The organism is Arcobacter suis CECT 7833, from assembly GCF_003544815.1.
Lineage (GTDB): Bacteria > Campylobacterota > Campylobacteria > Campylobacterales > Arcobacteraceae > Aliarcobacter > Aliarcobacter suis.
Genome location: NZ_CP032100.1, coordinates 2,452,171 through 2,468,532 on the forward strand (window position 1 = coordinate 2,452,171; position 16,362 = coordinate 2,468,532).

16 protein-coding genes are annotated in these 16,362 nt (G+C 25.9%); 15 read left to right on the top strand and 1 reads right to left on the bottom strand.

Annotated elements, in window-relative coordinates; all coding sequences use genetic code 11:
• Positions 1–109: 109 nt before the first annotated feature.
• A complete protein-coding gene (locus tag ASUIS_RS12595) occupies positions 110–961 on the top strand; it encodes a flagellin (RefSeq protein WP_118887429.1) in 852 nt (283 codons plus the stop codon).
• A gap of 61 nt (positions 962–1,022) precedes the next feature.
• Here the strand turns inward: ASUIS_RS12595 and ASUIS_RS12600 are convergent, their stop codons facing one another.
• Positions 1,023–3,056, bottom strand: a complete 2,034-nt coding sequence (locus ASUIS_RS12600; protein WP_118887430.1) for a 6-hydroxymethylpterin diphosphokinase MptE-like protein — start codon at positions 3,054–3,056, stop codon at positions 1,023–1,025.
• A gap of 71 nt (positions 3,057–3,127) precedes the next feature.
• Here ASUIS_RS12600 and ASUIS_RS12605 point away from each other — a divergent pair, with 71 nt between their 5' ends.
• The 14 genes from ASUIS_RS12605 to ASUIS_RS12670 all read left to right on the top strand — a co-directional run bounded on the left by ASUIS_RS12605 (position 3,128) and on the right by ASUIS_RS12670 (position 16,357).
• Complete coding sequence (locus ASUIS_RS12605) at positions 3,128–4,084, top strand: hypothetical protein (RefSeq protein ID WP_118887431.1); 957 nt, start codon at positions 3,128–3,130, stop codon at positions 4,082–4,084.
• Positions 4,081–5,127 carry an N-acetylneuraminate synthase family protein gene (locus tag ASUIS_RS12610; RefSeq protein ID WP_118887432.1) on the top strand — a complete coding sequence of 349 codons (1,047 nt, stop codon included), beginning with the start codon at positions 4,081–4,083 and terminating at the stop codon, positions 5,125–5,127. Before ASUIS_RS12605 ends, ASUIS_RS12610 begins: the two co-directional genes overlap by 4 nt.
• 9 nt (positions 5,128–5,136) lie before the next feature.
• Positions 5,137–6,513 (top strand): MBL fold metallo-hydrolase, encoded by a 1,377-nt coding sequence (locus tag ASUIS_RS12615; RefSeq protein WP_192894429.1) that lies wholly within the window; start codon positions 5,137–5,139, stop codon positions 6,511–6,513.
• Entirely contained in the window at positions 6,510–6,803 is a 294-nt protein-coding gene (locus ASUIS_RS12620) for a hypothetical protein (protein ID WP_118887434.1), read from the top strand. The genes ASUIS_RS12615 and ASUIS_RS12620 overlap by 4 nt, the downstream gene beginning before the upstream one ends.
• A 1-nt stretch (position 6,804) precedes the next feature.
• Complete coding sequence (locus ASUIS_RS12625; RefSeq protein WP_118887435.1) at positions 6,805–7,509, top strand: SDR family oxidoreductase; 705 nt, start codon at positions 6,805–6,807, stop codon at positions 7,507–7,509.
• Positions 7,506–8,840 carry an ANL family adenylate-forming protein gene (locus ASUIS_RS12630; protein WP_118887436.1) on the top strand — a complete coding sequence of 445 codons (1,335 nt, stop codon included), beginning with the start codon at positions 7,506–7,508 and terminating at the stop codon, positions 8,838–8,840. The genes ASUIS_RS12625 and ASUIS_RS12630 overlap by 4 nt, the downstream gene beginning before the upstream one ends.
• Before the next feature lie 852 nt (positions 8,841–9,692).
• Positions 9,693–9,911 (top strand): phosphopantetheine-binding protein, encoded by a 219-nt coding sequence (locus ASUIS_RS12635; RefSeq protein WP_118887437.1) that lies wholly within the window; start codon positions 9,693–9,695, stop codon positions 9,909–9,911.
• A gap of 1 nt (position 9,912) precedes the next feature.
• Positions 9,913–10,995: a 3-oxoacyl-ACP synthase III family protein gene (locus tag ASUIS_RS12640; protein ID WP_118887438.1), complete on the top strand. Its 1,083-nt coding sequence runs from the start codon at positions 9,913–9,915 to the stop codon at positions 10,993–10,995.
• Complete coding sequence (locus ASUIS_RS12645) at positions 10,976–11,710, top strand: SDR family NAD(P)-dependent oxidoreductase (RefSeq protein ID WP_118887439.1); 735 nt, start codon at positions 10,976–10,978, stop codon at positions 11,708–11,710. The genes ASUIS_RS12640 and ASUIS_RS12645 overlap by 20 nt, the downstream gene beginning before the upstream one ends.
• Positions 11,707–12,456, top strand: a complete 750-nt coding sequence (locus ASUIS_RS12650; protein WP_118887440.1) for an SDR family NAD(P)-dependent oxidoreductase — start codon at positions 11,707–11,709, stop codon at positions 12,454–12,456. Before ASUIS_RS12645 ends, ASUIS_RS12650 begins: the two co-directional genes overlap by 4 nt.
• Positions 12,456–13,295 (top strand): AAC(3) family N-acetyltransferase, encoded by an 840-nt coding sequence (locus ASUIS_RS12655; RefSeq protein WP_118887441.1) that lies wholly within the window; start codon positions 12,456–12,458, stop codon positions 13,293–13,295. The genes ASUIS_RS12650 and ASUIS_RS12655 overlap by 1 nt, the downstream gene beginning before the upstream one ends.
• Positions 13,296–13,303: 8 nt before the next feature.
• Positions 13,304–14,830, top strand: coding sequence for an AMP-binding protein (locus tag ASUIS_RS12660; protein ID WP_118887442.1), 1,527 nt, complete (start codon positions 13,304–13,306; stop codon positions 14,828–14,830).
• 11 nt (positions 14,831–14,841) lie between these two features.
• Positions 14,842–15,072 (top strand): acyl carrier protein, encoded by a 231-nt coding sequence (locus tag ASUIS_RS12665; protein ID WP_046998357.1) that lies wholly within the window; start codon positions 14,842–14,844, stop codon positions 15,070–15,072.
• A 22-nt stretch (positions 15,073–15,094) separates the two neighbouring features.
• Entirely contained in the window at positions 15,095–16,357 is a 1,263-nt protein-coding gene (locus ASUIS_RS12670) for an FkbM family methyltransferase (RefSeq protein WP_118887443.1), read from the top strand.
• Positions 16,358–16,362: the final 5 nt, after the last annotated feature.

Genomic DNA, 16,362 nt, shown 5'->3' on the forward strand with positions numbered 1-16,362 from the left:
CCGAAGAGATGAAAGAAGTTTCCTCTCTATGCTTGGGACTTTAAAAAGAAACAAGAAGGTCAGAGGCAGTGAGTCAAATCACAATGTGTCATAATTAAAAGGATTTATTATGAGAATCAATACAAACGTTTCATCTTTAACAGCTCAAGAAGCTGCACAAAATACTTCTAAAACAATAACTGCTTCGTTAGAAAAGCTTTCTACTGGTTTTAGAATAAATAAAGCTTCTGATGATGCTTCTGGTCTTGCAATTGCTGATAAATTAAGAACTCAAGCAACATCTATTAGTCAAGGTATATCAAATGGTAACTCAGCAGTTTCTTTACTACAAATTGCGGATAAATCTATGGGTGAACAATCAAATATTCTTGATACAGTTAAAGCTAAACTAATTCAAGCTAATACTGCAACTACATCAGCAGATGGTAGAGAGTCTATTAGAAAAGACATTGATAAACTTTTAACGCAGTTAGATAATATTGCTGGGCAAACTAACTATAATGGAACTTATCTTTTACAATCTGCTGCTGGAAGTGCAGGAAATGCTGCATCTACAGCTTTGGTATTTCAAGTAGGAGAAAAATCTGCTGATACTATAACAAATGAAGCTGTTCGATCAAATACAACAGGTTTAGGTCTAACTACTTTAAGTGGTTTAGCTGCAAGTGGATTGACTGCATCAGTAGCTGGAACTCAACAAACAACGGTTGATGCTGCAATTACAACGCTAAATGGTTATAGAGGAAATATAGGTTCTACTCAAAACCAAGTTGAATCAGCTGTTAGAAACTTAATGACGCAAGCAACAAATGTTAAAGCTGCTGAATCAATTATTAGAGATGTTGATTATGCACAAGAATCTGCAAATTTCAATAAACAAAATATCATTTCTCAAGCTGGTTCTTATGCTATCAGCCAAGCAAATGCTGTTCAACAAAATGTATTAAGACTTCTTCAATAGCCTTAATTATTAACTTGAATTCTATTTTAAGAAAAGGAAGATTGAAAACAATCTTCCTTTCTTATTTAATAAGTCTCTCTAAAAAAAACATATAATCATTTACTAAATTTGTTATTTGTTCTGTAAAAACTTTTTGTATCATTTTTATTTTTTTAGTTTCTTGTTTTATTTTTTCATCATTGAAATAATAATTTAAATATGGAAAAATCATCTTATAATAACTTGCTATGATATCAAAAAGTACATAATCTTCATGTTTATAAATAATATTCATAAAATCTATTGCTAAAATTAAAAAATCTTCAAATGATTTAATTTCATCATTTTCAAATTTTAAAATATGTTGTAGAATTTTATTATTTAAGAATTCCAAATCTAATTTAAAAATGTCTTTATTTTTATCGCTCAAATTTGTTATTGAATATTTATTTAAAGAATTAAGTAAATTATCTTCATTTAAAATAAGTTCTTTTAATCTTAAATCTGTAACTTTTAATGGAATTGTTGAAACAAAATAAGCTCCATGGTTTGAAAGATTATATATATTTGTATCTAAATTTTTTGTAGATAAAATATATTTTTCCAAAAAATTTATACTAGTATTAAAAAGTGCTGTTGTAAAAACTTCATCTAAAAAATTCCCTTTTACTTTTAGGATATTTTTTCTTAATCCAAAAGTTTCCCTATCTTCATTTGAATGCAAATTAAAACTTTCAATTCCAGAATTACTATTATGTGAATGAGTTGATCCTGTATTTTGATTTAGTGCCATATCTAAACCTATTAAATAAATATCTTTAGCATTCATTTTTATTAATATATCTAAAGTAATTTCTCCCACACTCGGTCCATTAAAAGCTATATTATCTTGAATTAATGGATAAAAAACTTCATATAGAAAAAGATTCTTTTGATTAAATTTTTTTAATATTTTTTCATGTGTCATTGTTGAAGCTAATATAATTGTATCTGTAGAAATTTTATTTACACTTTTATCATCAAATTGAGAATCATTTAAAATAGTTAATTGTTCATCTAAACTTATTATCATATTAATAGAAATATGATTTTCTATTAATTTTTTATAAATTGCCCCAATTGTTACAATAAAAAATTTATTCTGATTTCTTTTAATCCATTCTAAATTATCATCTAGAGATGGTCCTGCCGCTAAATATAAAATCGGTTTATTTTGAAAGAAATCTAAATTATTATTTATTTTATTAAAATCCAATATTTTATAATTATCACTAATATATTTTGTTGTTCTATTAAGATATACATATAGTTTTCTATTATAATCATAAACAGAGGATTTTGTTGATGATAACTCAAGTAAAATTTGATCTATAAATTGTCCTATATTTATATTTGTTGTCGATACTTTTATCATGTAATTATCTTGCTCATAAATACTACAAAAAAGTTCTATCTTTTTCTTTTCATTTTTTTGTTCATCCATAATAGAAAAGATTACTCCACTTTTAGCTAAAATAGCATAATCAACACAAAATAAAGAAAGCCTAAATATTTCTAAATTTCTTTCAAAAACTAAATATAATTTAGCATTTAATTTTGCTACAATTTTAGGTATATGTCTTCCTAATAAAGTTCCTGCAAAAACAAGTTTGTCAATTCTTTTTAATCTTTTTTTATTACTATTTAGAAAATCTTTTGTAATTCTTTGATAAGCCTTCATTTGAGTATTTGTTAAATTTAAAGATTGTTCAAGATACTCTATATTAAATTTATTTTCTAAAGATATATTATTTTCTTCTTTTATAATAAAAAGTTCTTCTATATTAAAAATCGAATTTTTATTATCTTTTTCCATTTTTCTAACTAGTTCATCATTTATTTTTTTAGGATTTCTATTATATAGGTATTTATTATTTTGTATATCAAATATATCAAAATCTCCATTCTCCATTATAAATTCTAATTCATATTTTTCTATATAAGTTCCATTTTCTATCATACGAGACAACTCATCAATTCTATGATAAAGTTCATTATCATATTCACTTAAAAAAGCTAAATTAGCTAAAAAAGTTGTAGTAAGTGCATTTTGTAATTCCAATTGAGTTTGAGTCATAATTCACCTTTATTTGTAATTTAATTTTGGATTGTTTAAATCAATAATGTTTATTATAGTATAATCTTATTATGATAATAGTACATGCAAAAGGTAACAGCCAATTAGGAATAGGAAATCTTTCAAGGTCATATGAATTAATAAAATATTTATCTATTACAAAAGATGTTATTGGTATTTTCGAATGTGATGAAAATATTTTCAAAAGGTATAATGTAAATAATATCTACCGAGTAGACAATTTAAATCAATCATTAGAGTTAATTACTAAATATAAATCTTTTATTTATATTAGTGATTTAGTATCTCCACAAAAAGAATTAAGTTCTATTATAAGAGAAAATGGAGCTAAACAGATTTTACATTTTAATGAAATAAATTCTGGGTTTGAACCTGATATTCTATTTGTGACTGATGGCTTTGACTATGAATTCTTTGATAATAGATTTAAAATTTATCGAGGATTTGAATACTATATTGTTGGAAATGAAGTAATAAAAAATAGAAAAAAAAGCCTAGAGTCTATTAAATCTATGAAAAATATCCTAATTTGTTTTGGTGGAGCAGATCCTGCATTTTTTACCGAATACTTCGCTAAAAAAATAAATGATTCTAAATATAATTATAAGATTGTATTAGGTCCAGCGATGCCTAAAAATAGGAAAGAAAATATTTTAACTATAAAAAAAGAAAATATAGAGTATGTAGATAGCCCAGAAAATATGATTAAATTACTATTAAATAGTGATTTATTAATAACTCTTGGAGGGATGACTACCTATGAAGCAATGTGCTTAGGAGTTCCAGCAAGTGCTGTAAGATGGAATTATTTAGAATATATTGTAAAAGGCTTTGGAGAGAAAAATATGATTACAGATTTAGGAAATATCGATGAAGCTTATCAAAACTTATTAAATTTAAAATTAGATAAGGTAAATGAGGTTTGTAAAAATGCTTATGATATAATCGATGGAAGCGCTTTAGAAAATATTAAAAAAATAATTGATTCAATCGAGGATAAACTATGATAAAAATTGAAGATAGGCTAATATCAAATGATAGCCCAACTTTTATAGTTGCAGAAGTTGGAGCAAATCATAATGGAGATTTAGAACTTGCGAAAAAAAGTATAGATGCAGCGGCTTTATGTGGAGTTGATGCTGTAAAATTCCAAACTTATACTACAGAAGAACTTTTATCCAATAAAAATGGTATTGTTATATATGGTAAAAAAGGTAAAGAAGTATCTGAAACGGTAGAAGAAATGTTTGATAGAGTTACATTAAAACGGGAATTTCACAAAGAGATATATGATTATGCGAAATCAAAAGGGCTTATCTGTTTTTCTACTCCATTTAGTGTAAAGGGAGTCTCTTTTTTAGAGGAACTTGATAATCCTATATACAAGATTGCTTCATCAGATATAAACTATGTTGATATGCTAGAAGTTATTGGAGCTACAAAAAAACCAGTATTTTTATCTACAGGGAAATGTACACTTTCAGATATGGACATGGCCATTGAACTATTACAAAAAAGCGGAACCACTGATTTATGCCTATTGCACTGTGTTGCAAACTATCCATCTAAGATGGAAAACATGAATTTAAATGTGATAAAAACTTTAAAACAGATGTACCCAGAGTGTATAATTGGCTTTTCAGATCACTCTTTGGGGATTACCGCTTCTTTGGGAGCTATATGTTTTGGAGCAAAAATAATAGAAAAGCATTTTACTATAGATAAAAATCTTGAAGGACCTGATCATTGGTTTAGTATGGATCCTGTTGATATGAAAAATCTTGTTATAGGAATTAGAAATTTAGAACTTGCATTTGGAACACAAAGAAAGTTTTTATCTCAAAATGAAGTACCAGAAAAACATTGGGCTACAAGATCTTTGCATATAAACAAAGATTTAAAAGTAGGCGATATTATAAAAAAAGAAGATTTAGATATGTTAAGACCTGGATATGGGATTTCTACTTTTGATAAAGATAAAGTTATTGGTATGAGACTAGAAAAAGATATAAAAAAAGGTACTGTTCTAGAATGGAATTACTTTAAATAAAGGGTTATATTGAAGCTTATAGTTTGTAATAAAAATGAAATAGGAATAAATAGTTATGTCCTTAAAGTTAATAATAAAGCAGTAGTTATTGATCCTAATGATTATGAAGAGATAGTTACTGCTATTGGTGAATGTAATTTGGATTATATATTTCTAACTCATGAACATTTTGACCATATAATGGCAGTTGATAGATTAAGAGATAGATATAAAGCAAAAGTAATTGCACAAAAATTTGCAAGTGAACATATACAGTTTTCATCAAAAAATTTATCAAAATTTTCAAATATTATATTAGATTTTATGAATAAAACTATTAGTTCTCCTATTAAGGAATTTATAGTTAGGGCTGCAGATATTACATATTTAGACAGATATAACTTAATTTGGGAAGGGTACAATTTTTTATTTACTCATACTCCAGGGCATACAAAAGGGAGTTCTTGTATATTAGTAGATGATTATTTATTCAGTGGAGATTCTTTATTTGAATGTTGTGATACAGATACAAAAGGAGTTGGAACAAGCAGAAAAGAGTATGATGGAATAACTATTCCTTTTTTTGAATCGATTAAAAGTGATATGAATATATATGCTGGTCACTATCCTAGCTTTATTTTGGAAGACAAATTAAAAGCAAGACAGAAAGCTATTCAGATTTTTATACGTAGACCAAAATACACAAATTTATTTGTAAACTATGATGATTTTAATACTATTTTAGATAATTGTAATTTTTTTGTAAGGAATAACAATATTTTTATAATAAAAAAATACACTAATTTTTATAAATTCTATTACTTGATAAATAATTATAAAAATTTGAATAATTTAAATGATTTCTTTGGTTTATATAAAAAACCTATTGTTCTTGAAATTATTTCAAATAGCAAAATAAATGAGAATCTTTATACACAAATTGGATTTAAACACTATAAAGTATATTCAAGATATAGAACAGATAAAAAAAACAAGAATTTTGATATGGTAAAAATAGCAAAACTAGAAGATATTGAAGAGATTTTAAAGCTAATTAATGAAACTTTTGACCCACTAAGTGACTATATACCAAATAATGATGAACTTAAAGAGTTAATTTTGAAAGAAGAAGTTTTTATTGTAACGGTTGATTATAAATTGGCAGGAGTATCAATATATGAGAAAAAAAATAAAAACTATTACTTTAGATTATCTTGCGTTCATCCAAATCATAGACCAGGATTAATAGGGTATATGTTAGCTTCTACTACTCCACAAAATGGAGAAAATTATTCAACTTGGATAGATGATAATAATCTTGAAGCTATAAAGTTAAATACATTTTTAGGGTATAAAGAGGACGGAACAAAAAACTATATTTTTGTTAAAAATGAGGAGATAAGATGAGTTTAGAAAGAATTGAAAATATAATAATAGAGTCTTTAAAAGAGTACAATCAAGAGAAAGAAAGTACAAAGTTGCATAATCCTACAAGTAAAACTAGACTTTATGGAGAAAAAAGTATTTTTGATAGTATGGGATTAGTCTATTTAATAACAGATATTGAAGAAAAAATTTCAGATGAGTTTTCAAAAAATATAGTCTTAGCAGATGAGAAAGCTATGAGTCAAAAAACTTCTCCATTTAAAGATGTAGAGACTTTGGCAAAATATATTCAAAATCTTTTAGAAGAGTGAAATGAGTAGAGTTATAATTATAACAGGTACCAGAAAAGGTATAGGAAAAAAACTAAGTGAATATTATTTAAATAATAATGATATTGTAATTGGTTGTAGTAGGGGAGAATCTTCTATAAATCATAAAAATTATAGACATTTTAAACTTGATATTTGTGATGAAAAAATTGTTGTTGATATGATTAGAAGTATAAAAAAAGAGTTTTATAAAATTGATATTTTATTAAATAATGCTGGAATTGCTTCTATGAATCACTCTATAACAACATCATTTCAAAGTGTTAAAAATATTTTTGCTACAAATTTTTTTGGTACATTTCTTTTTACCAGAGAAGTTTCAAAAGTAATGATAAAACAAAAAGCAGGGAGAGTAGTAAACTATACAACTGTTGCAAAACCTTTAAGACTCGAGGGAGAAGCAATTTATGCTGCAAGTAAAGCTGCTATTGAAAATTTTACGCAAACTGTTTCTAAAGAATTAGCACCTTACAAAATTACAGTAAATGCAATAGGTCCAAATCCTATACAAACTGATTTAATAAAAGCTATACCAAAAAAAAAGATAGATGAGCTTATAAACAAACAAGCAATTAAAAGACTTGGAACAATTGAAGATATAATAAATGTTATTGATTTCTTTTGCGATGAAAAAAGTGATTTTATAACTGGGCAAATAATATATTTGGGTGGAGTTCATAACTCATGAATTGGTTTATAGAAAACTTCAAAGAATTTGATAGAAAGATAGCAATAATATTTAAAAATCAAACTTATTTATATATTGATTTATACAATAAAATAAAAGAGATTGAAAACAATTTATTACCAAAAATAAAAAAGGGAGAAGTAGTTTCAATACTATCTGATTATAGCTTTGAAAGTATTTCATTAATTATTTCTTTATACAAAAATAAAAATATTATTGTGCCTATTACAACTACACTAAATAGGGAAATCAAAGAGAAAATAGAAGAGTCATATACAAATAAAATTATTAAAATATTTGATAAAGAGTATTTGATTGAAGAAAATAGTTCAAATGAAAAACATCAAATGATACAAGATCTTCAAGAAAAAAATAATTCAGGGCTTATTTTATTTTCAAGTGGAAGTACGGCTAAGCCAAAAGCTATGATACATAATTTTGATAATCTTGTAGAGCATTACAAAGATAAAAAAGAAAAATCACTTAATATGATTTTATTTTTGATGTTTGACCATATTGGTGGATTAAATACATTGTTGAATATTTTATCTATGGGGGCAACGGCAATTATTCCAGAAAATAGAAATTCTGATGATATTTGTAAACTAATTCAAGATTATGAAATTAGAGTTTTACCATCTAGCCCTACTTTTTTAAATCTTATTTTAATGAGTAAATCAAATGAAAGATATGACTTAAATTCTCTAAAAATGATTACTTATGGAACAGAAACTATGCCTGAAAGCTTACTAATTAAATTAAAAACTGCTTTTCCAAAAGTAAAATTCCTACAAACATTTGGAACAAGTGAAACAGGAATAGCAAATACATCTTCAAAATCTTCGAACTCAACATTTATGAAAATAGATGACCCTGAACTTGAGCATAAAATAGTTGATAATGAGTTATGGATAAGAAGTAAAACTCAAATTTTAGGATACTTAAATTCATCAATGGATAGTTTTACAAGTGATGGTTGGTTTAAAACAGGTGATTTAGTAGAAGTTTCAGAAGATGGTTATATAAAAATTATTGGTAGAAATACAGAAATTATAAATGTAGGTGGACAAAAAGTTTTACCAAGCGAAATTGAATCAGTTATCTTATCCATGGAGGAAATAGAAGATTGTTTGGCTTATGGAGAGAAAAACTTAATTACAGGTCAAAATGTTGTTTGTGATGTAGTTTTAAAGAATGATATATCAAATATTAAACTCTTAATTAGAAAATTTTGTAAAGATAAATTAGATAATTATAAAATACCTACAAAAATTAATATTATAGATAAAATAAATTTTGGAGATAGATTTAAGAAAATAAGAAGAAAATAATCTTCTTATTTTGGAAGAACATAGATGATAGTCTCTTCTTGAGTACACTAATAATGCCTCATTATTAATTTATGTTCAGGAATCCACTGTTTTAATAAAAGAGAAATATTCCATAAATCATCAAATTTGTGATAAACAAAAATAGCTAATTTAGGCTTATATTTTTTATTCCACCTAATAATGCTTGTATTTCAAAAGTTTGAATATCCATTTTAATATGTTTCATCTATTGAAACGACTTCTATTTTTCTGTTTGTAACTTCATTTGTACAAGATACACCTACTCCTTCTCAATGAAGATAAAAAGTTTTATTTTTATAAAACGCACCAGCATTAAGTATTGAAATTTTATTTTTATGTTATTAAATGTAAGACATGCATAAGAATCTATATTGATAAAAATGACAATATCTTCAGGGTTTCTATAAAATTCTTCTTTAGTTATTAACTTAGCTTTATCTTTGTATTTTGAATATTTTTCTAAACTTAATCTTTATAATCAAAACTATTTGCGAAATTACCACTATTAGTTTTTACCTCCTCTTCTACACAATCATAATTACTGTAAACATCAACATAAAATATTTAGCTATTGATTTTAAATAGTATCTTGTTAAAAAAAACTTTTTTGTTTTACACAAATCTTTTAATACTCCTTAATCTAAACCTATTTTCATCAATTTAAATTAATAACTATAATATTATATTTTATAAATAATCTAAAATATTTTTCTGGAACATACCATATTTAAAATAATAGAACCCATGTATCAAGAATTAATAAAAATGCTTATAAATTTAAGTTAATTTCCTATACAATGATTAAAGAATAAAGTAATAAGGGGATTTAAAATGGAATTAGATAAAAAAATGGAACTTTTAGCAGAATTATTTGAATTAGAAATTGATGAATTTGGTCCAGAAACAGTATTAGAAGATTTAGAAGAATGGGATTCATTGGCAGCTATTTCTTATGTTGTAATGATGGATGAAGAATTTAATAAAGTTGCTAACCCTGCAGATATACAAGGGTTTAAAACGGTTAATGATATTTTAAACTCAATGAAATAATATGGCTATTGATCATGTAAAAAATGTAAAAATATCAGCTGTTGCTTGTGCTGTACCTAATGATAAGCTAACTGCTGAGGATTTTTATCAATATCTAGAAAAAGATGTTGTGGATAGATTTGTTAAAGATGTTGGCGTATCACAAAAATTTTATAGTAAGGATAGAAGGACTATCACTTCTGATTTATGTTATGAAGCTGCGGAAGAAATTTTTAGAAAAAAAGGTATTGATAAAAAAAGTATAGATGGTTTAATTTTTATATCACAAACACCAGATTATCCAGCACCAGCAACAGCTTGTTTACTACAATATAGGCTTGGACTATCCGAAAATTGTATGGCTTATGATGTTAGTCTTGGTTGCTCAGGATATGTTTATGGACTACACATGGCAGCAACTAGTCTTCAATCCGGATATATGAAGAAAATATTATTACTTGTTGGTGATACTTCAGATGGAATTAGTCCTACAGTATCGTTAAATGATTTACTTTTTGGTGATTGTGGTAGCGCTACAATAGTTGAGTATGATGAAATGTCAGATGGTTTTAAGTTTGATTTAAGAACAATAGGAAATGGATTTAAAGCATTAGGTGCAACTACTGGACTGAGATATGCTCATATTGGAAATCCTTCTTTTGATCCCTCTATACATATGGATGGGCTTTCTATCTTTACTTTTAGTATATCTCAAGTACCAAAGTTATTTAAATCATTTTTCCAATCTTTTAATAAAACAATTGAAGATTATGATACTGTTTTATTGCATCAAGCTAATAAATCTATGCTAGAGGTGATTATAAAAAAAATAAAAGCAGATATAAGTAAAGTACCATTTTCATTAAATGAATATGCAAATACTTCTTCCGCAACAATACCAAATCTTATTTGTCACTATTACGGGGAAAGTAATATAGATAAAGATATACCTGTAATAATGGCAGGTTTTGGAATAGGCTTATCTTTAGGTATTGCTGATGCAAAAATAAATCCGATAAATATATTACCTATAATATCGACAGATACAACATGGGATGAAGGAAGGCAAAAGGTACTAGAAGCGAATGATAAACTTAAAAAATAAAAAGATCTTAGTTCTTGGTGCAACAGGTTCTATAGGAAAAAGTACTGCTATAAAACTTAGTCAACTTGGAGCAAAAGTTGTTATTCAAGGAAGAAATAAAACAAAGCTTGAACAAATTTATTCTCAACTTTCAGGAGAAGGTCATTATTCTATAGAATTTGATATTTCCAATTTAGATAAACTTGATGAATTAATAAATTTATCTGTAAATTTTGACAATGAAAAACTAACAGGATTAGTATATTGTATAGGTATTATGCCAATTAGACCAATGAAAAGTACAAAAAGTGATTTTCTTCATGAAACTATGGTTATAAATTATTATGCATTTGTAGAGATGGTTAGACTTTATTCTGATAAAAGAGTATCAGATGGAGGAAGTATTGTAGCCATATCTTCATACTCTTCTATAAATGGAGATAAAGGTCAACTTGCTTATGCAGCAAGTAAAAGTGCAATTGATAGTAGCGTAATTGTTATGAGCAAAGAATTATACTCAAAAAATATTAGAGTTAATGCAATTCGTCCTGCCATTGTTAGAGGAGAAGAAACAAATATAGATTTACTTCCTACTTCAATTAAAGTTACTGTAGATAGAATGAAAATAGGATTAATTGATCCCAATATCCTTGCCGAACAAATAGCTTTTTTAATTAGTGATTATTCAAGTGGTGTTTATGGTAGATGTTTTGACGTAAAAGGATATTTGTCATGATCACTTTTGAAGGTAAAAAGATACTAGTTACTGGAGCTAGTTCAGGAATTGGAAGAGAAATATCAATCCAGTTAGCAAAGCTTGGTGCAAAAGTTGTTTTGTTGGGAAGAAATGAAGAAAAACTAGAAAAATCATTGTCTATGTTAAAAGGTATTGGTCATAAATATTTTGTTTATGATCTTAAACAAATTGAAGGAATAAAAGATCTTGTTGAGTCTTTTATTGAATACGATGAAATTAAACTTGATGGATTTATACATTCTGCAGGAATACCATCTGTATATCCACTTAAAATTATAACTCACGAAAAGTTTAATGAATCGATGGATATAAATACTTATTCTTATTTAGAAATTATAAAACATTTTTCAAAAAAAAATATTTCTAATGATTATTCTTCTATAGTTTTTATATCTTCTATACTAACAAAAATACCTAAAAAAGCTCAAACTCTCTATGTAGCTAGTAAAGCTGCTTCTGATTCAATGTCAAAGGTTTTATCACAAGAATTATTTAAAAGAAGAATCAGAATAAATAGCGTTTTAGTTGGAGGTGTTTTAACTGAAATGGTAGAAAACACAGAAATATTTAGAATGTTGGGCAATGAAAGTGTAGCTGAAGATTATAATACAATTTATAAAACACTAAGTACGCAAGAGGTTTCAAATATGGTTTTATTTCTTATGAGTGAAAGTGCAAAATATATTATTGGTGAAAGTTATCATATCGATGGAGGTTATTTTTAATGAAAACTCAATTATTTCAAGATGCAAAAGGTAAGATTTATACACTAGAAGATGTTATATTATCTTTAAAAAAATTAGAAGCACATAATGCAAATATTCTTTATATACATACAGATATAGGTTTTGGAAAACCTCTTCTTAAAAGAAAAGATTTTGTTGCTAAACTATATGAAGCGATAATTTCATTGGGTGTAAAAACACTTATTTTTCCAACATATACATTCAGTTTTTGTAATAAAGAAGATTTTGATATAAAAGAATCAAAAAGTAGCATGGGCATGCTCAACGAATATGCAAGAACAAGAGAAAATAGTTATAGAACAGAAGATCCTCTATTATCTGTATGTGTAATAGGTGAGATACCACAAGATTTTATTTCCTTATCTAAAAATTCTTGCGGAAAAGGAAGTTCATTTGAAATTATGTCTAAAAGTGACAATAATAAGTTTCTTTTTTTTGGAGCAAAGCCTACAGAATGTTTTACTTTTATGCATTATGTAGAAGATATTTATAAGGTACCATACAGATATAATAAAGAATTTACAGGAAATGTAATCAAAAATGGTGTAGCCAAAAAAGAAACATATATATTGTGTACTTTATATGATACTGTTATTCCTAGCGTTGATATTAGTTTTCAAGATAATTTAGAGAACAAAAAGATTCTTAAAAGATTGCCTTTAGGAGAAAAAGAGTTAATGATTATCAATGGAAAGAGTGCTTTTGAAGAAATCAAAAAATGCTTTGATAAAGATATAAATATATTACTTGCGAGACCATATGACAAATATAATTTAGGTAAAAGCTATGATTATAATAATGTTAATAGCGTAAAATAGGGTACTATATGGAAAATTTAGTTTTAAAATATTTGGAATCTAGCGCTATTAAATATAAAGATAAAATCGCCTTTATAAGTGGTGACCATACAATTACGTTCTCTATGACAAGGAACAAATCATTATCAGTATCTAATGAAATTATAAATAAAATTGGTTTTACTAAAAATAAACCAATTTTAATTTATTTACCAAAAAGTATTGAAGCGATTGTTTCTATGCTAGGAGCAGTGTATAGTGGGAATTTCTATACACCAACTAGCACAAATTTTCCTTCTAAGAAAATAGAAAGTTTAGTAACTAATTTAAATCCAAGCCTCATTATTACAAATAGTTCATATCAAGATAATCTTATTAATATAGGAATTAGTAAAGATAAAATAATCTGTTATGATTTAATAAATTTTGATCAAGATACAACATTATTAAAAAATAATATGAAACAATTAATTGATACAGATTTAATATATACTTATTTTACCTCAGGATCTACAGGAATCCCTAAGGGAGTAACAATTTCACATAAAAATGTAGTAAATTTTATTGAAGCTGCTTGTCGAATAATGCCTATTGATCAAAATACAATCTTTGGTAATCAATCTGCATTACATTTTGATATCACAACTCAAGATTTATATACAACATTGAAGCAAGGTTCTACAATGGTAATTATTCCAGAACAATTATTTGCTTTTCCTAAAAAACTTATTGAATACATTGATAATCAAAAGATTAATTTCATATTTTGGGTTCCTTCTGCTTATATAAATGTTTGTTTATTTAAAGCTTTAGATGGAATAGAGCTTAAAGAATTAAAATCTATTATGTTTGCAGGAGAGGTTATGCCTGTAAAATATTATAATCAATGGAAAAAACATCTTCCAAACTTATCTTTCGTGGCGAATGCATATGGACCAACAGAGACTACAGTAGATTGTACATATTATATAGTTGATAGAGAATTTGATGATAATGAAGAGTTTCCATTAGGATATCCTATAGAAAATACAGGGATTTTACTATTTGATAAAGATAATAAGTTGGTAACAAAACCAAATATTCAAGGTGAATTATGTGTATTAGGAACAAGTTTATCTCCTGGTTACTGGAATAATAGAGTGAAAACAGATGAAGTTTTCGTTCAAAACCCTTTACATAATAATTATGATGAAAAAATGTATAGAACTGGAGATTTAGCAATATATAATAATGAAGGATTATTATTATTTTGCGGTAGAAAAGACGATCAAATAAAACACCTAGGATATAGAATTGAACTAGGAGAAATTGAGAATGCAGCTTTATCTTTAGAATATATTAATAATTGTGTTTCTTTTTATAATGATAAAAAAAGAAAAATCACATTAATTTATACATCTAATGCTGATGAGATAGAAAATAAAACCATAAAGTTAGATTTAACAAATATATTGCCAAAATATATGGTACCTACTGAATATTATAGACAAGATTCTTTGCCAATAAATGTTAATGGTAAAATTGATAGAGTATTGTTAAAATTACAATTTATATAAAAGGAAAAAAAATGGAAAGAATAAGAGAGATTTTGGTTGATATAAGACCCGAGTATGATTTTTTTGAAGATGTTAATTTTATTGAAGCTGGAATGCTTGATAGTTTTGATGTAATAAACTTAGTTACTGATATTGAAGAAAAGTTTGGAATTCAAATAGATGGAAGTGATATATTACCTGAAAACTTTTGTAGTATTGATTCTATTAAGAATTTAATAATTTTAAGTGGTGGAAAAATATAAGATTATTTTAAAGGAAAAATCAATGATGAAAACTAATGAAAATTTTGAAGAAATGATTAATACTTTGTTTCTAATACAAAATAAAATTTATGATAACAAATATACGGAAGAGACTATAAAAAGATTTAAAGATTTATGCTCAAAAAAGAAGTTATATTTTTTCGGGGTTGGTTATTATGCAAAAGCATTACCTAAATATTTAAATAAAAAATACGATGTAAAAGTAGATGGGCAATATGATTGGTTTGAAAAAGAAGATGATGAAGTAAATCAAAGAGCTTTTAAATTAGCAAATATGTATTACAGAATTGATGAAAAAAAAAGAAATAAAATAAATGATAAGATACCTTTACTGACAAAAGAAGAATTTTATAAAGATCCTGAAAATACAGTAATATTTTTAAATTATGATAACCCAATTGTAGAACCTTATATACTTTTTTCTTTAGGATTCAGAAATTTATATTACTTACAAACTTTAGCGGGTGAAATTATGCAAAATATAATGCCTCCTAAAAAGTTTGATATTTATGATCGACTTGATACTATGAGAACAGATTTCTGTTTTTCAGATATGGATATAGCAAAAATCAGTACGGTTTATTATTCATTGAGTGATGAAAAATCTAAAAAAGTATTTTTTAATTTGTTAAAAGTAAAAATAACTTCAGATGTAACATATTCTCAAGAAGTATTAGATGCAAGTACAGTACATTATTTTGATAAAGAAGTAATGCCTTTAGGAGATGAAGAAGTTTTAATTGATTGTGGTGCAAATATTGGAGATACTGTTGAATCTTTTTATAAATGTACAAATGGAAAATTTAAATATATTTATGCATTTGAACCAGATGAAACTAATTTTAATAGAATGATAAATTATATAAATACATTGGATTGTAAAGATAAGATTACTCCTATTAAGTGTGGAGTTGGATATAAAGATGAAACTGTTTATATAATAAATCCAGGTTCTACAACTACAGCAATTACAACAACTCCAACAGAGTTTAAAATAGAAGTAAAAACAATTCCTTCAACTATTAAGCATATTCCAACTTTAATAAAAATGGACATTGAAGGTTATGAAATATGTGCCTTGTTAGGGGCTATGGATTTGATAAAAACTCATAAACCGAAATTAGCAATATCAATCTATCATAAATTTGATGATCTTTGGAATATTCCTGCACTAATAAAAATGTGGGTACCAGAGTATAAAATATCTATAAGACAATATGCATTTGATAGAACAGAAACTGTATTATATGCTACTATAAACTAAAGAGG